This is a genomic window from Variovorax sp. PAMC26660 (assembly GCF_014302995.1).
GTDB lineage: Bacteria > Pseudomonadota > Gammaproteobacteria > Burkholderiales > Burkholderiaceae_C > Variovorax.
In genome coordinates this window covers 2,448,433-2,471,180 of sequence record NZ_CP060295.1, presented here as the reverse complement: position 1 = coordinate 2,471,180, position 22,748 = coordinate 2,448,433, and the positions used below count along the sequence as shown (strand labels likewise).

At 67.2% G+C, this 22,748-nt stretch carries 21 protein-coding genes; 13 read left to right on the top strand and 8 right to left on the bottom strand.

The features are described 5' to 3' along the window. Positions 1-7: 7 nt before the first annotated feature. A complete protein-coding gene (locus H7F35_RS11920; RefSeq protein ID WP_187113059.1) occupies positions 8-1,300 on the bottom strand; it encodes a glycoside hydrolase family 3 protein in 1,293 nt (430 codons plus the stop codon). After that, positions 1,297-2,760, bottom strand: a complete 1,464-nt coding sequence (gene creD, locus H7F35_RS11915; RefSeq protein ID WP_187113058.1) for a cell envelope integrity protein CreD — start codon at positions 2,758-2,760, stop codon at positions 1,297-1,299. The genes H7F35_RS11920 and creD overlap by 4 nt, the downstream gene beginning before the upstream one ends. Positions 2,761-2,964: 204 nt before the next feature. Here creD and H7F35_RS11910 point away from each other — a divergent pair, with 204 nt between their 5' ends. The 5 genes from H7F35_RS11910 to H7F35_RS11890 all read left to right on the top strand — a co-directional run bounded on the left by H7F35_RS11910 (position 2,965) and on the right by H7F35_RS11890 (position 8,654). Next, on the top strand, positions 2,965-5,025 hold the full coding sequence (locus H7F35_RS11910; protein ID WP_187113057.1) for a VIT and vWA domain-containing protein: 2,061 nt from the start codon (positions 2,965-2,967) through the stop codon (positions 5,023-5,025). A gap of 37 nt (positions 5,026-5,062) precedes the next feature. Beyond that, positions 5,063-5,992, top strand: a complete 930-nt coding sequence (xrtQ, locus tag H7F35_RS11905; protein WP_187113056.1) for an exosortase Q — start codon at positions 5,063-5,065, stop codon at positions 5,990-5,992. Continuing rightward, complete coding sequence (locus H7F35_RS11900; RefSeq protein WP_187113055.1) at positions 5,973-6,542, top strand: hypothetical protein; 570 nt, start codon at positions 5,973-5,975, stop codon at positions 6,540-6,542. Before xrtQ ends, H7F35_RS11900 begins: the two co-directional genes overlap by 20 nt. 98 nt (positions 6,543-6,640) lie before the next feature. Further along, positions 6,641-7,819 (top strand): biosynthetic peptidoglycan transglycosylase, encoded by a 1,179-nt coding sequence (locus tag H7F35_RS11895; RefSeq protein WP_261803609.1) that lies wholly within the window; start codon positions 6,641-6,643, stop codon positions 7,817-7,819. Between the two features lie 61 nt (positions 7,820-7,880). Beyond that, a complete protein-coding gene (locus H7F35_RS11890) occupies positions 7,881-8,654 on the top strand; it encodes a GNAT family N-acetyltransferase (protein ID WP_187113053.1) in 774 nt (257 codons plus the stop codon). A 111-nt stretch (positions 8,655-8,765) separates the two neighbouring features. On the opposite strand, the gene H7F35_RS11885 is transcribed toward H7F35_RS11890, so the two are convergent. Beyond that, complete coding sequence (locus tag H7F35_RS11885; RefSeq protein WP_187113052.1) at positions 8,766-9,428, bottom strand: TetR/AcrR family transcriptional regulator; 663 nt, start codon at positions 9,426-9,428, stop codon at positions 8,766-8,768. Positions 9,429-9,555: 127 nt separating this feature from the next. On the opposite strand from H7F35_RS11885, the gene H7F35_RS11880 reads away from it, so the two are divergent. From H7F35_RS11880 to H7F35_RS11870, 3 genes are all read left to right on the top strand, one after another. Continuing rightward, positions 9,556-10,977, top strand: coding sequence for a carotenoid oxygenase family protein (locus H7F35_RS11880; protein WP_187113051.1), 1,422 nt, complete (start codon positions 9,556-9,558; stop codon positions 10,975-10,977). Positions 10,978-11,050: 73 nt separating this feature from the next. Then, the gene (locus tag H7F35_RS11875; RefSeq protein ID WP_187113050.1) at positions 11,051-11,950 is read left to right on the top strand and encodes a pirin family protein; all 900 of its coding nucleotides are present in this window, start codon (positions 11,051-11,053) and stop codon (positions 11,948-11,950) included. A 130-nt stretch (positions 11,951-12,080) separates the two neighbouring features. Beyond that, positions 12,081-12,629, top strand: coding sequence for a Spy/CpxP family protein refolding chaperone (locus H7F35_RS11870; RefSeq protein ID WP_187113049.1), 549 nt, complete (start codon positions 12,081-12,083; stop codon positions 12,627-12,629). A 93-nt stretch (positions 12,630-12,722) separates the two neighbouring features. Here H7F35_RS11870 and H7F35_RS11865 read toward each other — a convergent pair whose 3' ends face one another. Next, positions 12,723-13,058, bottom strand: coding sequence for a serine/threonine protein kinase (locus tag H7F35_RS11865; RefSeq protein WP_187113048.1), 336 nt, complete (start codon positions 13,056-13,058; stop codon positions 12,723-12,725). A gap of 216 nt (positions 13,059-13,274) precedes the next feature. On the opposite strand from H7F35_RS11865, the gene H7F35_RS11860 reads away from it, so the two are divergent. The 4 genes from H7F35_RS11860 (at position 13,275) to H7F35_RS11845 (ending at position 16,984) form a co-directional block, all read left to right on the top strand. Next, positions 13,275-14,066: an endonuclease/exonuclease/phosphatase family protein gene (locus H7F35_RS11860; protein WP_187113047.1), complete on the top strand. Its 792-nt coding sequence runs from the start codon at positions 13,275-13,277 to the stop codon at positions 14,064-14,066. A gap of 11 nt (positions 14,067-14,077) precedes the next feature. Continuing rightward, positions 14,078-15,361 carry a cardiolipin synthase ClsB gene (gene clsB / locus H7F35_RS11855; protein WP_187113046.1) on the top strand — a complete coding sequence of 428 codons (1,284 nt, stop codon included), beginning with the start codon at positions 14,078-14,080 and terminating at the stop codon, positions 15,359-15,361. A gap of 19 nt (positions 15,362-15,380) precedes the next feature. Beyond that, positions 15,381-16,337 (top strand): lysylphosphatidylglycerol synthase domain-containing protein, encoded by a 957-nt coding sequence (locus H7F35_RS11850; protein WP_187113045.1) that lies wholly within the window; start codon positions 15,381-15,383, stop codon positions 16,335-16,337. Positions 16,338-16,486: 149 nt separating this feature from the next. Continuing rightward, positions 16,487-16,984: a polyhydroxyalkanoate granule-associated phasin gene (locus tag H7F35_RS11845; protein ID WP_187113044.1), complete on the top strand. Its 498-nt coding sequence runs from the start codon at positions 16,487-16,489 to the stop codon at positions 16,982-16,984. A gap of 27 nt (positions 16,985-17,011) precedes the next feature. On the opposite strand, the gene H7F35_RS11840 is transcribed toward H7F35_RS11845, so the two are convergent. The 3 genes from H7F35_RS11840 to H7F35_RS11830 all read right to left on the bottom strand — a co-directional run bounded on the left by H7F35_RS11840 (position 17,012) and on the right by H7F35_RS11830 (position 19,515). Next, positions 17,012-18,259 carry a metallophosphoesterase gene (locus H7F35_RS11840; RefSeq protein ID WP_187113043.1) on the bottom strand — a complete coding sequence of 416 codons (1,248 nt, stop codon included), beginning with the start codon at positions 18,257-18,259 and terminating at the stop codon, positions 17,012-17,014. Between the two features lie 133 nt (positions 18,260-18,392). Then, positions 18,393-18,878, bottom strand: a complete 486-nt coding sequence (locus H7F35_RS11835; protein WP_187113042.1) for a hypothetical protein — start codon at positions 18,876-18,878, stop codon at positions 18,393-18,395. Positions 18,879-18,996: 118 nt separating this feature from the next. Next, on the bottom strand, positions 18,997-19,515 hold the full coding sequence (locus tag H7F35_RS11830; protein WP_187113041.1) for a hypothetical protein: 519 nt from the start codon (positions 19,513-19,515) through the stop codon (positions 18,997-18,999). Between the two features lie 289 nt (positions 19,516-19,804). Between H7F35_RS11830 and H7F35_RS11825 the strand changes: the two genes are divergently transcribed. After that, on the top strand, positions 19,805-20,473 hold the full coding sequence (locus H7F35_RS11825) for a hypothetical protein (protein WP_187113040.1): 669 nt from the start codon (positions 19,805-19,807) through the stop codon (positions 20,471-20,473). A gap of 3 nt (positions 20,474-20,476) precedes the next feature. Here H7F35_RS11825 and H7F35_RS11820 read toward each other — a convergent pair whose 3' ends face one another. Beyond that, positions 20,477-22,747 carry an AAA family ATPase gene (locus H7F35_RS11820; RefSeq protein WP_187113039.1) on the bottom strand — a complete coding sequence of 757 codons (2,271 nt, stop codon included), beginning with the start codon at positions 22,745-22,747 and terminating at the stop codon, positions 20,477-20,479. Position 22,748: the final 1 nt, after the last annotated feature.

Genomic DNA, 22,748 nt, shown 5'->3' with positions numbered 1-22,748 from the left:
TAACTAACTAGCGAAAGGATTGGAGCCGCCGCGCGCTGCTGCGTTCCAGCATCGGCAGATCGAGTGCGCCGCGTCCAGCGGCCTGCTGCGCGCAATGCATGGCGTCGAAATACTTGTCGTGGTCGAAGGCGATCAGCAGAAGGTCCACACCGGCGTTCAGCGAACGCACGGTGGCATTGCACAGGCCGTGGTTGTAGGCCGCGCCCATCGTGAGATCGTCGGTGACGAGCAGGCCTTGATAGCCCCATTCGCCCCGAATCACCTGCTGCACGATTTTGCGCGAGAAAGAAGTCGGAGATTCCGCATCGAGTTCTGCAAGGATCACATGCCCGAGCATGATGGCTGCGTCAGATTGTTTCGACACTTCTTGAAATGGTTTCCAGTCATGTGTTGCAAGCCGAAAGACCGGCGTGCGCAGCCTGGCGCTGAAGTGATGGGTGTCCTCGGTCACGCCGGCGAGGCCGGGAAAATGCTTCCGCGTGCCGCGAACGCCAGCCGATTCAAGGCCTCTTTCATAAGCGAGCGCTACCTGCGCGGTGAGTTCGGGGTCGGCCGAGATGGCGCGTTCGTCGATGCGGGTGTGAAGATCCCAGCGGCCCGGTGCGCGGCCGGTGCGCAGGTCGACCACCGGGCTGAAGTTGAGCGTGATGCCCAGCGCCGCGAGTGCCCTGCCCTGTTGCGCGCCGTAGGCATGGGCGCGTTGCGCGAGGTCTTCGTCGGGCACGTCGGCCTCCAGCAGCGTGGCGAGCGCGGGCTGGCGTTCGACCAGTGGCGAAAGGCGCGACACCGCGCCGCCTTCCTGATCGGTCGCGACGATCAACAGTGGCAGGCCGGCTTCGCGGCGCAGCGCCTGCAGGCCGGCGATTTCTTCGCGCAGTTCGGTGGCGGTGCGGCCTTGCACGTTGCGGCCGGTCACGAAGATGCCGCCGATCAGTCCCTTGCGTGCCAGCTCGCGCAGGTTCTTCGCATCGTCGTAGCCGACGATGAAGTGCGCGCCGAGCGCCTGCGCCATCGGGCCCGAGGCGGCGTTCACCTCGGCCCGGTGCTGCACCGAGGCTGCTTCGTTGCACAGTGCCGTCAGCACCGCAGCGAACGCCAGGCCCAGCGCGACCGGACGCAACCAGCCGCGTGCCCATCGCCAGATGAGCGCAATGCCGATGGTCAGCGCACCGAGCAGCAGCGGCAGTTCCCACGCACGCATGAAGCGCAGATGCGGGTCTTTCAGATGCCAGGCCCAGAACCACAGCGTGGCCAGGGCCAGCCAGCCCAGTGCGCCGAAGGCGACCCGCAGCAGCTTCATGCCGCTGGTGCGGCCGGCGCTGTTTCATTGCGCCGCGAGAGCGCATACCAGTCGACCCTGCGCGTGACCAGCATCAGCGTGGCCAGCATGCCGAAGATCAGCAGCGCGCCGAGCAGCAACGCATTGCTTTCGGAAGCCAGCAAACCATAGAGCGCGCCGTAGAGCAGCGCGACGAAAGCGCCGAACGACAGCCCGCGCCCCCAGCCACCCAGCACCGCGCTGAAGTACACGGCGAGCAAAGTGACGCTGGCCGTTGCCGCGCCCGCATAGGCCATCCAGAACGTGAACTTCTCCGACAGCGCGAGCAGCAGCAGGAAGAACAGCGCGATCGACAAACCGACCAGACCGTACTGGATCGGATGCAGCCGCAGCTTGCGGAACAGCTCGAACATGAAGGCCGCCATCAGCACCAGGCCGATGAAGAGCATGCCGTACTTGCCGGCGCGCGTGCTCATCGAATAGACGTTGATCGGCTGTGCCAGCGACACGTCGAAGGTTTGCAGCGGGCCCAGGTTGCGGCGCGCGGCACCGGCGGCTTGGGTGACGGCCTGGGCGTCGCTGTCCGGGTCGACACCGCGTCCGGCGAGCCCTGCGCGCACCTGCTCGCGCGCCGTGGTCACGAGCGAGGACACGCGCCAGCGGGCATCGAAGCCGCCCGGCGTCACGCTGCGTTCGGACGCAAGAAAGCGGCCGCCGAAGCTGGGGTGCGCCCAGGGCGAGCCCAGGTGCGCTGTCGTTTCCTCGGCGATGGGCGCGATGGCCAGCGTGTCCTGCCCGACCAGGCCGAGCTTCATCTCGAAGGGCAGCGCCGTGCCGGCCTGCCATGCCGCGAGCGCGGGTCCGGTCACTGGTGCGTGGATGCCGTTGGCAAACCAGGCGTCGTCGGCAATGCCCGGCACGCGCTGCCTGAAGCGCAGCGTCTCGCCGTTCATCACCAGCGCCGGCGAGCCGTCGAGGCCGCGCAGGTCGCTCACGTTGAAGGCAATGAAAGGCGTCTTCAGCTCGATCGTCGAATCGGTCTCGCTGTGCGCCACGGCCTTCGGATCGAAGGCCGCGTAGCCGCCGGTCAGCGTGGCGTTGAGCGTGTAGAACGGAATCTTGAAGATGCCGCGGTAGCGCTCCTGCGGTGCCATCGTGCCTTCGATGTGCAGCTTGTCGGGAAACACCACGTGGGTCATTTCCTTGCTGTGCGGCTCCTGGCCGATCAGCTTGCCCTGCGCATCGCGCATCGGCTCCATCCAGCGCTCGACATACGGCACCAGCAGCAGCGGGCCGACCACGGTCTGGCGGCCGGCGTAGGTGGCGGCCAGCTCGCGGCCCGCTTCGCGCTGGCTCTCACCGCGTTCGCGGTTGATCGAGTCGATCTCCGCCAGCGGAATGCACAGCAGCAACACCAGGAAGAACAGCCCTGCCACCTTGACCAGCATCGAGCTCTGCAGGGCTCTCAGGAACTGAAGCATTTTTTCTCTCCTTGTCTGTAGCGAAGCCGCGATGCTCTTCGCGCCACCCGAAGGCCGTGTGAAGCACCCGAGCCGCCTTACTTCACACAGACTTCACACGGCGGGGCATTCACGGCGTGCGACTTCAAAGAGCCTTCCAACTGGCTTCTCGTGCGGTGCCGACAGTTGCGGCTGTGCAAGTTCGCACGGACAAGGACCTCCGCCATGGATGCTCACATCACCCCACGCCCCGGCCGCTGGCTCTGGCTCGCCACCGTGAGCCTGGCGACCGCGGGCTTCGTCGCATTGGGCGTGCGCCCGCTGCATGCACAGGAAGCACCTGCCGGCCCGCGCCTGAAGACCGAGAGCCCCTACTTCTTCGTCAAGAGCGACGACCCGTCGGTCGATCGCCTGCCGCTCAAGGGCACCGAGGTCTCGGTGAAGATTTCCGGCGTGATCGCCGACGTGACGGTCACGCAGACCTACCGCAACGAAGGCCAGCGCGCCATCGAGGCAAAGTACGTGTTTCCCGGATCGACCAAGGCGGCCGTGAGCGGCCTCAACGTGCGGCTGGCCGACCGGCTCATCACCGCGCAGATCCGCGAGAAGCAGCAGGCACAGATCGAGTACGACACCGCGAAGAAGGAAGGCAAGACCGCCGCGCTGCTGGAGCAGCACCTGCCCAATGTGTTCCAGATGAACGTCGCCAACATCATGCCGGGCGACGACGTGAAGGTGGAGCTGCGCTACACCGAGCTGCTGGTGCCGCAGTCGGGCAACTACGAGTTCGTGTTCCCGACGGTGGTCGGCCCGCGCTACAACAGCCCGCAGTCTGAAAACGCGCAAGCGAAATGGGTGGCGCAACCCACGCTGCCTGCCGGCACTGCGCCCGCAACCAGCTTCAAGCTCAAGGCCACCATCGACACGCCGATGGGCCTGAAGGAAATCCGCTCGACCACGCACGCCATCGACGTGAAGAAGAGCGACGAAGACCAGCATGCCGACATCGTGCTCACGGCAGATGGCCGCCCTGCCGACAACCGCGACTTCGTGCTCGACTACCGCCTGGCCGGCGAGAAGATCGAATCGGGCCTGATGCTCTACAAGGGCCAGGGCGAGAACGCCGAGAACTTCTTCCTGGCCATGGTCGAGCCCCCGAAGGCCGTGGCCGCGAGCGCGATCACGCCGCGCGACTACATCTTCGTGGTCGACATCTCGGGCTCGATGCATGGCTTTCCGCTGGACACCGCCAAGACCGTGCTGGAGCGGCTGATCGGCGGACTGCGTCCGAGCGACACCTTCAACGTGCTGCTGTTCTCGGGCAGCAACAAGATGCTGTCGCCCAGGTCGGTGCCGGCCACGCGCGCCAACATCGAGCAGGCGTTGGCGACGATCAAGAACTACAGCGGCAGCGGCAGCACCGAGTTGATTCCGGCGCTCAAGCGTGTCTACGCCGAGCCCAAGGAAGACAAGGTGTCGCGCACCGTGGTGGTGGTGACCGATGGCTATGTGACGGTCGAGCGCGAAGCCTTCGAGCTGGTGCGCAATAACCTGTCGAAGGCCAATGTATTCGCCTTCGGCATCGGCTCCTCGGTCAACCGCAGCCTGATGGAAGGCATTGCACGCGCCGGCATGGGCGAGCCCTTCATCATCACCGACCCGATCCAGGCGCCCGAGCAGGCCGCGCGTTTTCGCCGCATGGTGGAGTCGCCGGTGCTCACCAGCGTGAAGGCCACCTTCGGCGGCCTCGATGTGTACGACGTGGAACCTCAAGCCCTGCCCGACGTGCTGGGTGAACGCCCGGTGATCGTGTTCGGCAAGTGGCGCGGTGAAGCCAGGGGCCGCGTGATCATCGAAGGCCAGAGCGCCAACGGTCCCTACCGCCAGGAAGTGCGCATCGACGAACGCACCCGCCAGGACACCGCCGCGCTGCGCACCCTGTGGGCCCGCCACCGCATCGAGAGCCTGAGCGACCAGGAAACGCTGGAAGGCGGCGGCGCCTTCAAGGAACGCATCACCGAACTGGGCCTGAAGTACAGCCTGCTCACGCAGTACACGAGCTTCATTGCGGTCGACAAGGTGGTGCGCAACCTCGCGCCGCAGAACAGCGTGGACGTGAACCAGCCACTGCCGCTGCCGCAAGGCGTGAGTGACCTGGCGCTGGGCGCCGAAGTGCCGAGCACGCCCGAGCCGGAAACGTTGGGCGCCATTGCGGTCGTGCTGTCGATGCTGGCCATGTTGCGCCGCCGCGCACGCCGCAACGACCCGCGCCGTTTCACGGCCTGAACACGAGAAGACGAAACGAAAAGAAGAGAGAAGAAAAATGTCCTTGGCAACGCTCGCCCACCGTCACCCGCGGATCGTGGACTGGGGCATCCACATCGACCGCACGCCGGCCGCCGGCTGGCTCGCGCTGCAGTTCGTCGCGCTGACGCCGACCTGGGTGTGGATGGTCCAGCGCATGCGCGACGGCTCCGACGATCCGATGGGGCTGCTGGCGCTCGTTGCGCTGGCCGCGCTGGTCTGGCATCGCCGGCGCGAGCTGCGTGCTTCGCCGCGGTTGGGCTGGCTGGCACTGGCAGCTGCGGGCACCGTGCTCGCGACGCTGCTGCGCACGGGGCTCGGCGTCGTGCCGGCGCTGCCGCCGCTGGCTGCGGGGCTGGTGGCCGTGCTGTCGCTGGCCTGCGGGTTGATGGCTTTCCTGCCGAGGCGCGTGGCCGCACTGCCGGTGGTGGGGCTTGCGGTGCTGGCGCTGCCTTTGCTGTCGTCGCTGCAGTTCTATGCCGGCTATCCGCTGCGCGTGGTGACGGCCGAAGCCAGCCGCTGGTTGCTGGCGCCGGGTTTCGACGTGGCACGCGAAGGCGCCAGCCTGATGGTCGATGGCCGGCTCGTGATCGTCGATGCGCCGTGCTCGGGCGTGCAGATGGTGTGGCTCGGCTACTTCACGGCCTGCGCCGTCGCGCTGTGGGCGCGTCGCAGCGATCGCTGCTTCATCGGCCGGCTGCCGATGGTCGGCGTGCTGGTGCTGGGCGGGAACATCCTGCGCAACAGCGTGCTGATCGCTTTCGAGGGCGCGGGCCATCCGCTGGTGTCCTGGGCGCACAACGCGCTGGGCCTCGTGGTGCTGGCGGCCGTGTGCGGCGCCATCGCCCGGCTGATGGTGCCGGCGCGCCCCGCACCCGAACCCCTGGAACATCCCATTGCGGGCCTGATCACGATGCAAGGAGGCCGCCATGTCGACACCGTTCTTTGAGCGCTGGTTCGCGAACCATTTCATTAATCGCGTCGGCCACAAGACGGCCTTTGCGCTGGCGATGTTGCTGTGCATGCTGTGGTCGACCACTGCGGCCTTGCGCGCACCGGCCGCATCCGAGGAGGTGGCGATCTCACACGAATGGCCCAGCCAGTGGGACGGCGTTCCGTTGCGCCCTCTGGCCCTGAGCGAAGTCGAGCAGCGCTTTGCCGACCGCTTCCCCGGCGCCATCGGCCGCATGACGGACGGCACCCAGACGCTGGTGATGCGCGAGGTGAAGCAGCCCACGCGCATGCTGCATCCGGCGGTCGATTGCTACCGCGCGCTGGGCTATCGCATCGAGCAGGCGCGCCTGGAACGCGACGCACAGGAACGTTTGTGGCGCTGTTTTGTTGCGCAACGGCACGGCGCGCAAAAGATCCGCGTTTGCGAGCGCATCGTCGATGCCCAGGGCACGGCTTTCACCGACACTTCAGCTTGGTACTGGGCAGCGGCCAGCGGCCAGTCACATGGTCCGTGGCAAGCTGTCACCGTGGCGAGACCGATCTGAGAAACGTGCCTGTGAAGAAGACTCTGCGATTTGTGCTTTTCGGGCTGATGGCCCTGGTTATTACAGCGTGTGTAGCTATCTTTTTGATAGTTAAGCTGGTGCTCGCGCCAGCCTCCGGCGAATGGAGCACCACGGTGAAAGCCGGCCCGTTGAATTTCGAGATCGGCGTGCCTACCGCAGTGCGCCTGGCCACTTCGCCGTGGTTCGCGCCGCGCCTGGACGGCCATTCGCTTGACACCCGCTTCGGCACCGTGCGCTTCGGCTGGAAAGAAACCAGCGAGCTGCTCGAAATGACCTGCGCCCCCTGCAGCGCCGAGGTGTCCGCGCTCGGCACCCAGCCGATCAAGGTCGAGCGGCTGGTCGCCACCGTGCGGCGTGACGGCAACACGCTGAGCGGCACGCTCGAAGCCACACCGCAGAACAACGACGCCACCCGGCTCCAGGGCCACTGGGAAGGCAAGCTCACGCCGAAGAACCTGCAGCTCAGCGCGAACATCCAGGACGCGCCCATCGCCGGCTGGTATGCGGTGCTGGTGCCCACGCTGCCCGAACTGCAGCGCGCGCGCATCGGCGGCACGCTGGCGATGCACGGCCAGCTCGTGCTGCCCGAGGCCACCTTCGCCGTGCAGCCGAACATCAGCCAGTTCACGGTCGAAGGGCTGGGCACCGAGGCCATGCTCAACGCCCGCACCAGTTGCGGCCCATCGGCCAAGCTGACCAACGACAGTTGGCTGGCGCGCGCGGTCATCGCGGCGGAAGACCAGCGCTTTTTCACCCACACCGGCTACGACCTGACCGAGATCCTCGCGTCGATCGACAACAACCAGAAGCCCGGCCAGATCCGGCGCGGCGGCAGCACGCTGACGCAACAGCTCGCCAAGCTGCTCGTGACGGGCAGCGACCGCACGGCCGAGCGCAAGCTGCGCGAGATGCTCTATGCGGTCGAGATGGAGCAGACGCTGGGCAAGGCCCGCATCCTGCAGCTGTACCTCGACAACGCACCGTGGGGCGGCAACATCTGCGGCGCCGAGGCCGCGGCTCGCCGCTACTTCAAGCGCAGCGCGCGCACGCTCGAACCGGCGCAGGCCGTCTGGCTGGCCGCGATGCTGCACAAGCCGCAGGCCGTGCTCGAGCAGTGGCGGCGCGACGGACAGATCGACGCCGACCGCATCAAGTGGGTGGCCGAAGGCATTCGCGGTATCAGCCGCAACCAGCGCGAGGCCATGCTCAAGGGCGTGGCCACCGCCAGATTCACGGCGCCGGAGGCCACGCCATGAGCGCAGCGCCGGGCCGCCCCAAGCAAGCTCGCACCGCAGTGCGAAGCACGAAGGTGATGCAGTGACCATTCTCCTGACCGATGCCGACATCGAAGCCATCGAGCGCGCCACCATCGCGGCGGTGTCGCCCGAAGTGACCGAAGAACTCGACGGCTGGCTGCTGCCCTTCGACGGCGGCACCGTCAAGCGCGCCAGATCGGCCGTGCCGTTGCACCGGGGCACGGTCGATCACAGCACGCTCGACCGCATCGAAGACCGCTACGACAGCCGCCAGGTCGCGCCCGCGCTGCGGCTGGCCGATGCGACCTGCTTCGACGGGCTGCGCACCGAGCTGGAGCGGCGGCACTATGCCGACGACAACCCGACCTGCGTGCAGGTCGGCTCGGCGCAGCGGATGCGGCAGGTCGTCGCGGCCGGCGGTGCATTGGCCGATGTGGACCGCGCCCCCGACGACGCCTGGGCGGCGCTGTTTCTGGGCGAAGGTTTCGACCCGGTGGACGGCGCGCATCGCGTGCGGATGCTGGCGCGCGCCAAGGGCTCGCTCTACGCCAGCGTGCGCGAGGGCGGCAAAACCCTCGCGGCCGGCGCGATGGCTTTCGGGCATGGCTGGGCCAGCGTGCACGGCATGCGGACCGATCTGGCGCACCGGGGCCGCGGGCTGGCGGGCCGTGTGCTGGCCGGGCTGGCGCAGGCGGCGCTGTCGAACGGCTTCGAGCGGGTGTTCCTGCAGGTCGATGCAGCGAACCAGCCCGCGCTGGCGCTCTACCGGCGGGCCGGTTTCGAGACCCGGTGGCAGTACCGCTACTGGCAGCGCCAGCAGTGGCCAAGGAACTGACTCGCCCCCAAGGCTTCGCGCACTTCGTGTCGCTGCGCCTTCCCCCTGCCGGGGGCAACACCAGCGGCCCGGCAAAGCCGGTTCCGCGGTGTTTCCCGAAGGGGCGCAGCTCTACTTGTTCGTTGGCTCGGCTGAGACGAAGCCGAAACGCACATCCCGCAGCGCGGCATCGACCAGGTCGAGCGGGTTGTCGAACGCGGGCGTCACCTGCACGATGCCGCCCAGGCGCTGGTCGATCAGCAGGATGGCCAGCCCGTGCACATAGCCCCAGGCCGTGGTGATCCGCATGGCTTCGGTGCTGCCGAGTGACACCGGCGTTTCCCCTTCCGTTTCCGCCCTGGCGCCGATGATCGCGGCCATCACGCGCATGGCCTCCCGGGCCGCTTCGGCCAGCGCGGGGCGGTGCATGTCGATCTTCTCGTTGCGGAACATCAGGCCGAACATGGCCGCGTTGCCGTAGGCAAAGTGCACGTAGGCGCGCGCGATGGCGCTGCGCCGCTCGGCCGCGTCCGCAAGTCCGCCGGCCGCCTCGCCCATCGCATCGGCCAGGCGCCGGTAGCCCACGGCGGCCAGTTCGCTCACCAGCCCGGTCGTGTCGCCGAAATGGTGCTTGGGCGCGGTGTGCGACACCCCCGCTTCCCGCGCGATGGCCCGCAGGCCCAGGCCGGCGATCCCGTCGCGCAGCAGCACGGCCTCGGAAGCCGCCAGCAGCGCTTCGGGCAGCGAACCGTGGTGATAGCGCTTGATCGGAATGTCGTCGGCGTCGGTGGTCATTGGAGAAGGAGGAAGGACGTCAAAAATCTTACCACTGGAAAAATCTCTTGACTTCAATCTCGGGTTCGAAGATATTTCCACTGGAAAGATAAGCCTGGACACCCTTCAAAACTTCCGGAGATCCCCGATGAACGATGCCCGTCCCCGCAACGCGCCCCCGCCCAACATGGCGCCGATCGACTTCGAAACCGAGGCCGGCCCGCTGCCGTTGCAAGGCACCCTGCCCGCCGGCCTGCGTGGCACGCTGGTGCGCAACGGCCCGAACCCGGTGGCGCCCGATCCGAAGGAGCACTGGTTCTCGGGCGATGGCATGCTGCATGCGTTCAGCCTGGCCGACGGCCAGGTGCGCTACCGCAACCGCTGGGTGCGCACCGCGCGCTGGCAGGCCGCCGCCGAAGGACGGGGGCTGGCGGGCGGCTTCCAGAAAGCGCCTTTGAGCGAAGCACCCAGGCCGCAGCACGACGACGGCTCGGCCAACACCAACGTCATTTCCCATGCCGGCCGTGTGCTTGCGCTCGAAGAGGCGCACCTGCCGGTTGCGGTGGAGCTGCCGACGCTGGCCACGCTCGGCGCCACCGATTTCGACGGCAACTTGCACGGCAGCTTCACCGCGCACCCGAAGATCGACCCCCAAACCGGCGAGCTGCTGTTCTTCGGCTACGGCACGCCGGCGCCGCTGTCGAACGGCATGAGCTTCGGCGTGATGTCGCCGCAAGGCCGCGTCACCCGATTCGAGCGTTTCGAGGCGCCCTACGCCAGCATGGTCCACGACTTCATGGTGACCGACCGCCACGTCATGTTCCCCATCATGCCGCTCACCGCCAGCATGGAACGCGCCACAAGCGGCCGCCCGCCCTATGCCTGGGAGCCGGAATACGGCACGCGCGTGGGCCTCATGCCGCGCAATGGCAGCACCGCCGACATCGTCTGGTGGCGCGGCCCAGCCTGCTACGTTTTCCACGTCATGAATGCGTGGGAGGCCGACGGCAGCCTGTTCGCCGACGTGATCCAGTTCCCCACGGCGCCGCTGTTCCCGAAGCCCGATGGCTCGCCCGTGAGCGACGCACCGCCGATCAGCCGGCTGGTGCGTTGGCAGTTCGACCTGTCGAGCCCCGTGCATGAATTCACGCAGACCCCGCTGGAAGACCTGCCCGGCGAGTTCCCGCGCATCGACGAACGCTTTGCCGGCCTGCCCTACCGCCACGGCTGGTACGTGTGTCGCGGTACCTCCAGCCCCGGCGAAGCGCCGCGTCTCTATGCGGGGCTCGTGCACATCGACCACACCACGGCAAAGCGCGACATCTTCATGTTCCCCGCGCCCGACGTCGTGTCCGAAGGCGTGTTCGTGCCGCGCGCGCCGGACGCGGAAGAAGGCGACGGCTGGCTGCTGGCCACCGTGTGGCGCGGCGCCACCCACACCAGCGACCTCGTGATCTTCGACGCCCGCGCGCTGGCTGCGGGCCCGCTCTGCGTGGCTTCGTTGCCGCATCGCGTGCCGGTGGGATTTCATGGCAACTGGTTCGCACAAGGACAGGGAGTGGCGGCATGAACGACCCTGCGGCGGGTTGCTGGCTGACAGGCCATGGGTGGCGCGGCGGCCGCGTTAGTGCCACCATGGCCGCATGAAGAACGCCAATCACCACGCCAACCACCCCACCGATCCCGTGGCCACGCCGCGTGGCATCGACCACATCGTGGCCGGTGTTTCCACCAGCGATGGCGACGGCGTCAAACTCACCCGCGTGCTGCAGCAGCCGCTGCAGAAACGGCTCGACCCGTACCTGATGCTCGATGCCTTCGGCAGCGACAACCCGGGCGACTACATCGGCGGCTTTCCGAACCATCCGCACCGGGGCTTCGAGACGGTCACCTACATGATCGCGGGCCGCATGCGCCACCGCGACAGCGAAGGCCACGAAGGGCTGCTCGAAAACGGCGGCGTGCAATGGATGACCGCCGGCCGCGGCCTCGTGCACAGCGAATTGCCGGAGCAGGAAGAAGGCCTGATGGAAGGCTTTCAGCTATGGCTCAACCTGCCCGCCAAGGACAAGATGCGCGACCCCTGGTATCGCGACATCCAGAGCGAAGAGATTCCCGAATACACCACCGCTGCCGGCGTGCACGTGCGCGTGATCGCCGGTGCGAGCCACGGCATCGAGGGCGCGGTGCGGCGCGAGCACACCGAGCCGCTGTACCTGGACATCACGCTGCCCCCGGGCGCCGAGTTTGCGCAGCCGCTGCCGCACGACCACAACGTGCTGGTCTACGTGTTTCGCGAATCGCTCTGGATCGCCGGCAGTGAAGTGCCGACGCGCCGCATGGCCATCCTGGCCAATGACGCGGACAGCGACGGCGTGGTGCTGCGCGCCGGTGCCACCAACCACAGCCCCGCGCGCGCATTGCTGATCGCGGGCAAGCCGCTGCACGAGCCGATCGCGCAATACGGCCCCTTCGTGATGAACACGCAGGAAGAGATCAAGCAGGCCGTCCATGACTTTCAAAACGGCAAGCTGGGTGGGTAGGTAGTAGGGCGAGTTCACTGTTCTTTACGCAAGCTCACTCCCGGCTAACGGTGGCGATACAAGGCTCTTCCACACTTCGTCTCACCTGCTGCCCATCGGTGGCGGGCTTCTTCGAAAGGAAGCACTTCTCATGATTTCTCTTCGCCAACGCATCGTCTGGGCCAGCCTGTTGGGTTCGGCCGCTCTCGCCTCTTCGGGCGCCTTCGCTCAAGCGCCGGCCGCTGCAACCGCACCCACCGCCGCGGTGGCCCAGGCCGACAGTGCTGCCGCCCCCAAGGCGCAGCACAAGCGCATGGACCCGGCCCAACGCATGGAGCGCATGCAGGAGCGCCGCGCCAAGCGCCTGGCCGCGCTGAAGGACAAGCTCAAGCTGACCTCGGCCCAGGAAGGCGCATGGAGCACCTTCACCGCCGCGAGCCAGCCGCCCGCCGGCCCGCGTCCGCACATGGACCGCGCCGAGTTCGCCAAGCTGACCACGCCGGAACGCCTGGAGCGCATGCAAACCCGCCAGGCCGAGCGCAGCGCGATGTTCGCCAAGCGCGCCGACGCCACGAAGACCTTCTATGCCGCGCTGACGCCTGAGCAACAGAAGACCTTCGACACGGAAACGGCGCACTTCGGCGACCACGGCCATCGCGGCCACGGTGGCCCGCGCGGCGCCGCTCCTGCCAAGGGCTGATCGCAGCCGCCAGGGCGCCGGCAACGGCGCCATCGAAGAAAAGCCCGCAGCGCGAAAGCACTGCGGGCTTTTTCATTCATCGGCGTATGTCGATCACTTCGGCGTGCCGGTCTTGTCGGTCGGATTGGTCGCGACCTCCGGGCGCTCGCCCTTCTCGCCGAAATGTGGCTTGACCTTGCGGGCCTCCTGGCTCACTTCTGCGCGTGAGCGCTCGCCGGTCGGCTGCGGCATGGCATTGGGCTGGTGATTGACCGTGGTTGTCGCCTCGCCCTTGGGCACCATGCTGTTGTCGTTGTTGCGGTTCTGCACGCGGGCTTCGGCCTTTACAGACTCTCGGGAGGCCGGCTCGGATGGGGCCTGGGCCAGGGCGATGCCGGCCGTGCCCATCAGCGCGGCGAGGACCGTGGTGCGAAAAATAACTTGCTTCATGGAATGCTCCTTCTGGTTTGTCTCGAATTCAATGGATGAAAGCGCGGGCTGTTTTCTCCAAGCGCTGAAACCACCGTAGGAGGCGCGAAATCCGCGCTGTGTGAGGGTGCGGCAGGCCTGCCTGTAGGAGCCGACCGCCCAGGCGTGAAAGCCGGTGAAGAAGGTGGCGCGTTCCTACAGGTGTGGCGGGCGGGCCAACGTACAACCGGCATACCGATGTCTTCTCCCCCCATTCCTGATGCTGCCGCGGCCCCCGCGCCGCCGACCTCGCTCAAGGTCATGACGGTGAACACCCACAAGGGCTTCACCGCGCTGAACCGCAAGTTCATCCTGCCGGAGCTGCGCGATGCGGTGCGCACGGTGGGCGCCGATGTGGTGTTCCTGCAGGAAGTGCTGGGCACGCATTCGCGCCACTCGCGCAAGGTGAGCAACTGGCCCGACGCGCCGCACTACGAATTCCTGGCCGACACCATGTGGCCGCAGTTCGCCTACGGGCGCAACGCGGTGTATCCCAAGGGCCACCACGGCAACGCGGTGCTGTCGAAATTCCCGATCGTGCATTTCCGCAACCACGACGTGTCGGTGAGCGGACCCGAAAAGCGCGGCCTGCTGCATTGCGTGCTGCGCCTGCCGGGTCGCGTTGTCGATGTGCATGTGATTTGCGCGCACCTCGGGCTGGCCGAGTCGCACCGGCAGCAGCAACTGGAGCTGTTGTGCCACATCGTGCGCGACGAGGTGCCGGTGGGTGCGCCGCTGATCGTGGCCGGCGACTTCAATGACTGGCGCAGCCGCGCGCACGAGATCCTGGCGCAAGGCGCCGGGCTGCGCGAAGTGTTCGTGCATGCCAACGGGCGTGCGGCCAAGACCTTTCCGGCGCGCTTTCCGGTGCTGCCGCTCGATCGCATCTACGTGCGCAACGCGGGCGTGCATGCGCCCGTGGTGCTGCCGCGCAAGCCGTGGTCGCATCTCTCGGACCACGCTCCGCTGGTGGCGGACATCGATCTGTGAACACCCCCGCCATGAGCAACAACGACAACAGCAACGACAACCACTGGATCGGCGGCAATCGCATCGAGCTGCTGGAAAACGGCGAGCAGTTCTTTCCGCGCGTGTTCGACGCCATCCGGCAGGCGCAGCGCGAAGTGATCGTCGAGACCTTCATCCTGTTCGAGGACAAGGTCGGCCTGCAATTGCACGCTGCCATGCGATCGGCGGCCGGGCGCGGCGTGAAGGTCGATCTGATGATCGACGGCTTCGGCTCGCCCGACCTCTCGCGCGAGTTCATCGAAGGGCTGACCTCGGTCGGCGTGAAGGTGCGGGTGTTCGACCCGGGCCAGCGCTTCATGGGGCAGCGGCTCAACGTGTTCCGCCGCATGCACCGCAAGATCGTGGTGATCGACGGCGAGCGTGCCTTTGTGGGCGGCATCAACTACTCGGCCGACCATCTGCTCGACTTCGGCCCCAAGGCCAAGCAGGACTATGCGGTCGAACTCACGGGCCCGGTCGTGGCCGAGATCCACCAGTTCGTGCTGCGCGCCATCGCGCTCGGCGGCAAGGGCGCGGGCTGGTTCCGTCGGCGTCTGAAGCAGGCGCCGCGCGCGACCGGCAGCCACGCTGGCGAGGCCGACGCGATGTTCGTCACCCGCGACAACCGGCGCCACACCAACGACATCGAGCGCCACTACCGCGCCGCGATTCGCGCTGCGCGCGAACGCATCGTGATCGCCAACGCGTATTTCTTTCCGGGTTACCGGCTCATCAAGGAGCTGCGGCGCGCGGCGCGGCGCGGTGTGGACGTGCGGCTGATCCTGCAGGGCGAGCCCGACATGCCGATCGTCAAGACCGCCGCGAGCATGCTGTACCACCACCTGCTGCACGCCGGCGTTCGCATCTACGAGTACTGCGACCGCCCGCTGCACGGCAAGGTCGCGCTGATGGACGACCAGTGGAGCACCGTGGGGTCGAGCAACCTTGATCCGCTGAGCCTGTCGCTCAACCTCGAAGCCAATGTGGTCGTGCGGGACGCGGCCTTCAACCAAGTGCTGTGGGAGCGCATGGACCGGCTCATGCAGCACAGTTGCAAGCAGATCGACACGGCGGACCTTGCGAGCGAATGGAGCGGCTGGCGGCTGGTGCGCAGCTTCTTTGTCTTCCACATCCTGCGCTGGTATCCGGCGCTGTTGGGCCGGCTGCCGCGCCATGTGCCGCGCCTGACACCTGCCGAGGCCACCGACCTTGCCAGCCGGCGCGACACCGGCACGAGCGATTCGGCCGGTGGTGCCACGCACACGGAAGCGGCTTGATGCAGACGCCGGCTCCACCATGAGCACGATGGCCCTCACCCGTCAGTCCTGGTGGCCCTGGGCCCGCCGTGTGGCGATGTGGGGCTTCTTCGGGCTGATCGCGTGGCTGCTCGTGAAGCAGGCGCGCACCATCGAGTGGGACGAGGTGCTCGATGCGATCCACATGCTGCCTGCGTCCGCCTTGCTCGCGGCGGGTGCGCTGGCGGCCTGCAGCTTTGCGCTTTACAGCACCTACGACCTGCTGGGCCGGTATGTGACGAAGCACAGGCTGGGCACCGGCACGGTGATGGGCGTGACCTTCATCAGCTACGCCTTCAACCTCAACCTGGGTTCGTTGGTCGGCGGCGTGGCGTTTCGCTACCGGCTCTATTCGCGCCTGGGGCTGGAGAACGAGACCATCACGCGCGTGCTGGGCTTCAGCATGCTGACCAACTGGCTCGGCTACCTGGTGGTGGCCGGCGCGGCCTTCTGCTTCTGGCCGCTGACGCTGCCGCCCGACTGGAAGATCGACAACGAAGGCTTGCGTATCCTGGGCGCGGTGTTGCTGCTGCTGGCAGTGGCCTACGTGGCGCTGTGCGCTTTTTCAAAGGGGCGCGTCTGGCGTGTGCGGGGTCATGAGTTCAGTGCACCCCGGTTCCCGCTGGCGCTGCTGCAACTGGCAATGTCGTGCGCCAACTGGTCGCTGATGGGTGGCGTGATCTGGTTCCTGCTGCAGGGCAAGGTCGACTATCCGCAGGTGCTTGCGGTGCTGCTGGTGGCGGCGGTGGCGGGCGTCATCACGCATGTGCCGGCGGGGCTCGGCGTGCTCGAAGCCGTGTTCGTGGCGCTGCTGTCGCACCAGGTGGCCGAAACGAAACTGTTGGGCGCGCTGCTGGCCTATCGCGCGCTTTATTACTTGCTGCCGCTGGTCGTGGCCACGCTGGGCTATCTGGTCACCGAAATGCGGGCCAAGCGGCTGCGATCGGGTCATTCGTAACTTTGTGAGCTGGCGGCGTGCGATCAGCGCGCACCTTTTGTCCTGAAATGCACGACTTGTTCACCGAAAGAGGCCGTTTTTGTTGCGGTGCAGCAATCGAAACTCACGAAGCCTATAGTGGGCTCACCACCTCTACGCGCCAGCCTCCCATGTCATCTCTTACTTCCACCGCCCGCCTTGCCGATCCATTGATGCAATGGGTCGATCTGGCCGTCAAGACCCACGAGATGCTGCTCTCTTCCGGCTCGGTGATCCGCATGCGGACCGAGCGCATCGCCAAGGCCGGGCTCACGCCCAGCGCGGCCGACCTCGCAGAGTTCCAGCTCATGGGCCACGAGAAGCTCGCGGCCGCGAGCGAATCGGGCATGGCGATGGCAAAGCAGTGGCACAGCAGCCACTTCTCGCTGGCGAACCGCGCGTTGCAGCAATGGTTGCAGGGCACCACGGCGTTCTTCTCGCTGGCGGGCAGCGTCACGCCAGCGCAGGCGGCGGCGCACAGCGATGCGCTCGTGCGGGCCACGACGCGCACCGCGACCACGGCAAGCCAGTTGTCGGACGCAGCGGCCGGCATTGCGCGCGAAGGGCTCAAGCCCATCCATGCCGCGGCCACGTCGAATGCGCGGCGCCTGGCCGAGCTGCAAGCCTGAGGGCGAAGACGCGGAGCAGGACGACGCTCAGGGCCGTGCAGGCACCAGCGTCAGCAGCGTGATTTCGGAGGGCGCGCCAAAGCGCTTCGGCGGTCCCCAGTAGCCGGTGCCGCGGCTCACATAGATCCACATGTCATGCAACCGGTGCAGGCCCGCCGTGAAGGGTTGCTGCATCGGCACGAACAGATTCCACGGAAAGAACTGGCCGCCATGCGTGTGGCCCGACAGCTGCAGCTGGTAGCCCGCCGCTGCCGCCAGCGTTGCACTGCGCGGCTGGTGCGCGAGCAGCACGCGCGTGTGCACCAGCGGCGGCGCGTCGAACAACGCAAGATGCGGGTCGCTGGCATGTGCCGCGTCGAAATGCCCGGCGGTGAAGTCGGTCACGCCGGCCAGTACCAGCGCGCTTTCAAACAGCTCTTCGTCGGTCTGCGCGCCGCGCACGTTGCGCGTCTGCAGCACCACGTGTTCGTTCAACAGCACCTTCAGGCCGAGCCGGCGCAGCTCGTCGATCCAGGCATGCGCGCCCGCGTAGTACTCGTGGTTGCCCGTGACCACGAAGGTGCCGTGGCGCGCCCGCAGTCCGGCCAGTGGCGCGATGTGCTCGCGCAGTTCGGGCACGCTGCCGTCCACCAGGTCGCCGGTGATCGCGATGGCGTCGGCGCCCAGGCCGTTGACCACGTCGACGATGCGCTGGATGTACGCGCTCTTGATCGTCGGGCCCACGTGGATGTCGCTGAGCTGCGCGATCGTGAAGCCTTCGAGCGCCTGCGGCAGCCCGCTGATCGGCACGTCCACCCGCTTCACGCCGGCCGTGCGGCGCGCGTTGAAAAAACCGATCAGCGACGTGGCCGTGGCCATGGCCAGCACGGCCAGCGCGCTCCATGGCCGCAGCGCGTTCCACGGCACCTGCAGCACGCCCAGCGCGCTCGCCAGCCAGGCGAGCAGCAGGCCGGCGTCGCGCACCAGTGTCAGCACGAACATCGACGAGAACCAGCCCATGCTGATCAGCCCGACCCACTTGAGCACGTCGTCCAGCGAACCATCGCGCCCGATGCGGCGCGACACGAAGGGCAAGGGAATCGTGGCCGCCGACACCACCAGCGCGAGCAACGCCAACGGCCACGCCGGCGTGAGCACGGCCAGCGCAGGCAGCAGGCGCAGCGCGATGTAGACGTGCAGCAGCGCGGTCAGGACACTCAGGGGGCGGATCGGCATCGGGGCAATGGGTTCGGGCACTGCCCGGGATACACCATCTGCAAGGCGCATGCCGCGCATTCAAGGCGCTCGAAGACGCGGCAGCCGCTATTTTTTCTATAGCGCAAGGCACCCGGATAGCGGGCGTTGTGGCCGAGCCGGGTCCGCGAATCTGCGCCGGCGAAAAGCGGTGCCTGTGCCCACTTTCGCCGCGCTACTGCACCGTGCGCGTGCCGGCCGAAGCCATGTCGGTGCCCGCCGGCCACACGAACGTGGCCTTGGTCGGCGCGCCCGGCAGCACATGCAGCGGTTGTTTCAACACCTGGTTGCCGAGTTGCGCTTCGACTTCGTAGTTGCCCGGCTCCAGCCGCGCCACCATGAACGGGCCGCCCGACACCACATTGTCGAGCAGCGCGGTGCCGCTGCCGTCGCGCACCGTCACGTGCACGTTGGCTGCGAAATCGGCACCTTTGTGATCCTTGACCGCGAACTCGAAGGTCGCGGGCCAGCGCGGCGACACCGTCTCCATCAGCTGCGCTTCATCGCTGCCGATGCCGCCGCTCATGTATTCGACGCCGTGCGCCATGTAGATCGGCGGGTTCACCGTCGCGTGGGCCGACGAAAGCGCCCCCAGCAGGACGGCGCCGAACAGCATGGCGGCCGCCAGGGGCCGCGTGCGCGATGGAAAACGGGAGGTCATGGTCTGGGTCCTTTCCTTGTCGTCGTGGCAAGAGGCCACGCGACCAATGTGCGGCGCGTGGCTTAGGAAAGGCTGACCGATCAAAGACTGGCACGCCGCTCGGACGCGCCCGTGTCTCTCAGCGTGCGGCGGAAGTCTGCGCCAGCGCCTGCGGCAGCGGCGGCGTCACCGAAGCCATGTCGAAATTCGATGGCCAGACGAAGGACGCACGCGCCGGCAGCCCAGCAATCACCACCAGCGACTGCGTGAGCGTCAGCCCACCCAGCGTCACGTTCACGTCGTAGGCGCCCGGATTGAGCCGCGCCAGCATGTACGGCCCCTGCGACTGCACGTCCAGCACGACCTGCCCGGTGTATTTCTGGCGCACTTCGACCAGGGCCTTGGCCGGGAAGCCCGGCTGCTGCGCGCCCTTGCCGTCGCTCACACCGAATTCGATGGTGGCGGCCCAGCGCGGCGACACCATTTCCATGAAGGCGGCTTCATCCCGGGCGGCGCCACCGCACATGTATTCGATGCCCTGCGCCACCTGGATGGGCGGGTTCGAGAACGCGTGGGCCGAAGACATGGCCCCGAGGAATGCTGCTGTACCGCCCAATACCAGCGCGGCCAGAGGCCGGCGGAGACGCGATGGGTTCATTGCTGTGTGGTCCTCGATCTTGCGTGACGTGAAATCCGTCGACGATTTTGCTTAGCAAGAGTCGGGCTAGATATAGCGTTTACGAGGAACGATCCTCGCCCGGAAGTTGAATGCTATTGTTTTCATAGCTGGTGACGCCCGTGTGACGGGCATGAAGTCAGTTTTATGACTTAGACCTCACGGAAACCCTGATATGGGCTGTTTTCGGGCGGCCTTGGTGCAGGATTCCGCAAAGGGGCACGGCGCACGCCCGCCGCGGTGCATCGCGGGCCGGAGATACTGCGGCCCCATGAAGCCCGACGACGACTACGACCCGATACGTGAGCGCCGCGAGGCGATGAATGCGTGGGAGCAAGGCCTACGGCCGAAGCCGGAGCGTCATTGGGCGCTGTGGCTGGCGCTGGCCGTGCTGGCGGTGTACCTGTTCTATCTGGGCGCCGAGTGGCTGCTGGCGCAACAACGGGCGGCGAGGCTTCCCACGGAACCGGTTGCGGCACCATCCCGCGTCGCTCCGCCCGTGCAGGAGACCCGGCCTGCGCCCGCCCCGCCCGTGACATCTCCCGGCGTGACCGGACTCGACACCTTCGATGTGACCAAGTGCCTGACCCCATCAGGCAAGGCGGCCTACTCCGATGGCCCGTGTCCCGAAGGCTCGCGCGCCACGACGGTCCGCCTGCGGCGCGACGTGAACATCGCCGACGGCATGAGCCCGGAAGCGCGCGAAGCCTCGATCCGCGACAACGCGGCCGTCGCCGCGCAACAGCACCAGTACGAACGGCAAGCCGCGCAGAACGCAGTGAACGAAATGGCCGAGTGCGGCGGCCTTGCCGAACACATCAAGTGGATCGACGCGGTCGGACGGCAACCGCAGGGCGCGTATTCACAGGATGGGCTGCGCGACGAGCGAAAGCGCACACGGGATCGGCAGTTCAGGCTGGGGTGCCCCCAGCAGCGCTGAGGTTCAGCTGGGCGCTGGCTTCGCCACGACCGACCCGTCCACCAGCACCACCTCCAGGCAAGCCCCGTCCGCGACAGGCCCGAACATCGCCCGCGCGACCGCAGCCACCACATGCTGCTCGACGGCGCGCTGTAAAGGCCGCGCGCCGTACTTCGGGCTGAACCCCTTGTCCGCGACGAACGCTACGACCTCGGGCGAAAAGTTCAGGCGCATGCCGCGGCGCGCCAGCCCTTCGCGCTGCGCGATCGCCTGCAGCTCCTGCACGGCGATGGCCTCGATGGCCATGCGCGACAGTGGTGCGAAAGGCACGACGCGGTCGATCCGGTTGAAGAACTCCGGCCGGAAGAACTGCCGGATGTCGTGCACCGCGCCGTCGCTCGGCGCCGGCTCGCCGAACCCCAGCGACGCGCCGTGGCGCACGCCCAGGTTGGTGGTCATCACGATCACGGTGCTGCGAAAGTCGGTCATGCGTCCGCGGCTGTCGCGCAGTCGGCCCTCGTCAAGCACCGTCAGCAGCAGGTCGAACACCGAGGCATCGGCTTTCTCGATCTCGTCGAGCAGCACGACCGAGAACGGCTGCCGCCGTACATGTTCCACCAGCTTCCCGGGCCGTTTGCCGGAGCCGATCAGGCGCGCGATCTGGAAGGCGTGCTGGAACTCGCTCATGTCGATGCGGAACAGCGGGTCCGTGCCACCACCAGCACCGAAGAAGTAGCGCGCCAGCGCCTTGGCTGCCGCGGTCTTGCCGACACCGGTCGGCCCGGCGAACAGCAGGGTCGCGATCGGCTTGGCAGGGTCGTTCAGCCCGGCCTTGAAGAGATAGACCACGTCTTTCAGGTGGCCGATGGCCGCGTCCTGGCCGAACAGCTTCTGTGCGAAGAAGTCGTGCACCTGCGTGTCGTCCAGCGGATGGTCGTCGCGCAGGAAGCTCTCGGGCAGGCCGGTGCTTTTCGCGAAGTGCGCGATGGTGGCGGTCTCGGTCACGATGCCTGTTTGCCCGGCGATGGCTTCGCGCACGCAATCGCCGAAGAAGCGCACTGCCTTGCCCGGAAAGCTGTCGTAGCGCACATAGCGGCCGAGCAGCCGGTAGCCGGTGTCCAGCGCCGGTCGCTCGATGTCGATCGACAGCGTGTTCTTCGCATGGCTCGCGAAGAGCTCGAGCACGCGGCGCGCGCGCACGCTGTCCATCTCGGGCAGGCGCAGGGTTTCGAAGCAGTCGATGAATCCGGGCAGCCGCTGGCGCGCAATCTCGAGTTCGCTGGGATTGGCTTCGCCGACCAGCCGCAGCGTGCCGCGGCGCAGTGCCGGCAGCAGGTAGGCGGCCATCGATTCCTCGGGGCTCTCGCCGCCGATCTGCAGCAGGTTCACGAAGTCCGTGACCCACAGCAGGCCGTTCGACATGTCCAGCCACTCGACCGTCTGGTCGCACAGCGCCTGCCATTCGCCGAGGTACTTCGCGCGGCCGACGAGCCGCTCGGCATGGCTGCGCCAGAAGGTCGGCGATGCGTCGCGCGCAACCGTGAGGCGGTGCGCCTTGCGGATCGCCTCGAGGATCACCACGCTCTTGCCGACGCCGGGCTCGCCGACCAGCAGCAGGTTGCCGCCGCGCGCGAGCCGCTCCGCGATCTCGTCGCTCAGGGCGCCCTGCTCCCAGGCCACTTCGGGAAACACATGCAGGCCGCGGCGCGCGCCGGTCTCGGGCAAGCGATCGGCCACGGCATCGAGCTGCGCATAGGCCTCGCGCAGGTGGCGTGGCACATGCTGCCTGTTCGTGGTCTTGTCGTCGCGCCGCACATCGATCTGGTCGAGCCACGGCGCGGCGGGCATCAGGAAGCGTTGCGCGGCCTCGGGCGAGAGTCCGTCGAGGCATTCGCGTGTGTAGTGCTCGATCAGCACCGGCAGTTGCGCGTCGTCGTAGTAATAGAAGCTCTGGTCGAGCCAGGGCAGGTAGCACTTGGCGTAGCCGTCTTCCTCGTTCTCGCCGAACACGGCGGCCACATGGAACTCCGTTGCCCGAGGCACCGGGAAGCTGCCCTTCTCCGTGCGGTGCGCGAGATTCACCGACACATGCACCAGCTTGAGCCGCGCGTTGTCGATGTCCGGCTCGGGCACGTAGCCGTCGCGCTCGCGTTCACGCTGCAGGGTCTCGGCCAGCGCAGCCTTCACGCGGCGGGCGTTGCGCTCGATCACCTGGAAGTCGGTGCCGAGCAGGATGCCGCAGACGGACGTGTCGTCGAGCTGCCAGCACACCAGGGGATACGAAAGCGTTGCCATG

Coding starts and splice junctions, on each gene's coding strand:
- H7F35_RS11920 (WP_187113059.1), bottom strand. CDS start 1,300: ATGAAGCTGCTGCGGGTCGCCTTCGGCGCACTGGGCTGGCTGGCCCTG.
- creD (WP_187113058.1), bottom strand. CDS start 2,760: ATGCTTCAGTTCCTGAGAGCCCTGCAGAGCTCGATGCTGGTCAAGGTG.
- H7F35_RS11910 (WP_187113057.1), top strand. CDS start 2,965: ATGGATGCTCACATCACCCCACGCCCCGGCCGCTGGCTCTGGCTCGCC.
- xrtQ (WP_187113056.1), top strand. CDS start 5,063: ATGTCCTTGGCAACGCTCGCCCACCGTCACCCGCGGATCGTGGACTGG.
- H7F35_RS11900 (WP_187113055.1), top strand. CDS start 5,973: ATGTCGACACCGTTCTTTGAGCGCTGGTTCGCGAACCATTTCATTAAT.
- H7F35_RS11885 (WP_187113052.1), bottom strand. CDS start 9,428: ATGACCACCGACGCCGACGACATTCCGATCAAGCGCTATCACCACGGT.
- H7F35_RS11880 (WP_187113051.1), top strand. CDS start 9,556: ATGAACGATGCCCGTCCCCGCAACGCGCCCCCGCCCAACATGGCGCCG.
- H7F35_RS11875 (WP_187113050.1), top strand. CDS start 11,051: ATGAAGAACGCCAATCACCACGCCAACCACCCCACCGATCCCGTGGCC.
- H7F35_RS11870 (WP_187113049.1), top strand. CDS start 12,081: ATGATTTCTCTTCGCCAACGCATCGTCTGGGCCAGCCTGTTGGGTTCG.
- H7F35_RS11865 (WP_187113048.1), bottom strand. CDS start 13,058: ATGAAGCAAGTTATTTTTCGCACCACGGTCCTCGCCGCGCTGATGGGC.
- H7F35_RS11860 (WP_187113047.1), top strand. CDS start 13,275: ATGTCTTCTCCCCCCATTCCTGATGCTGCCGCGGCCCCCGCGCCGCCG.
- clsB (WP_187113046.1), top strand. CDS start 14,078: ATGAGCAACAACGACAACAGCAACGACAACCACTGGATCGGCGGCAAT.
- H7F35_RS11850 (WP_187113045.1), top strand. CDS start 15,381: ATGAGCACGATGGCCCTCACCCGTCAGTCCTGGTGGCCCTGGGCCCGC.
- H7F35_RS11845 (WP_187113044.1), top strand. CDS start 16,487: ATGTCATCTCTTACTTCCACCGCCCGCCTTGCCGATCCATTGATGCAA.
- H7F35_RS11840 (WP_187113043.1), bottom strand. CDS start 18,259: ATGCGCGGCATGCGCCTTGCAGATGGTGTATCCCGGGCAGTGCCCGAA.
- H7F35_RS11835 (WP_187113042.1), bottom strand. CDS start 18,878: ATGACCTCCCGTTTTCCATCGCGCACGCGGCCCCTGGCGGCCGCCATG.
- H7F35_RS11830 (WP_187113041.1), bottom strand. CDS start 19,515: ATGAACCCATCGCGTCTCCGCCGGCCTCTGGCCGCGCTGGTATTGGGC.
- H7F35_RS11825 (WP_187113040.1), top strand. CDS start 19,805: ATGAAGCCCGACGACGACTACGACCCGATACGTGAGCGCCGCGAGGCG.
- H7F35_RS11820 (WP_187113039.1), bottom strand. CDS start 22,747: ATGGCAACGCTTTCGTATCCCCTGGTGTGCTGGCAGCTCGACGACACG.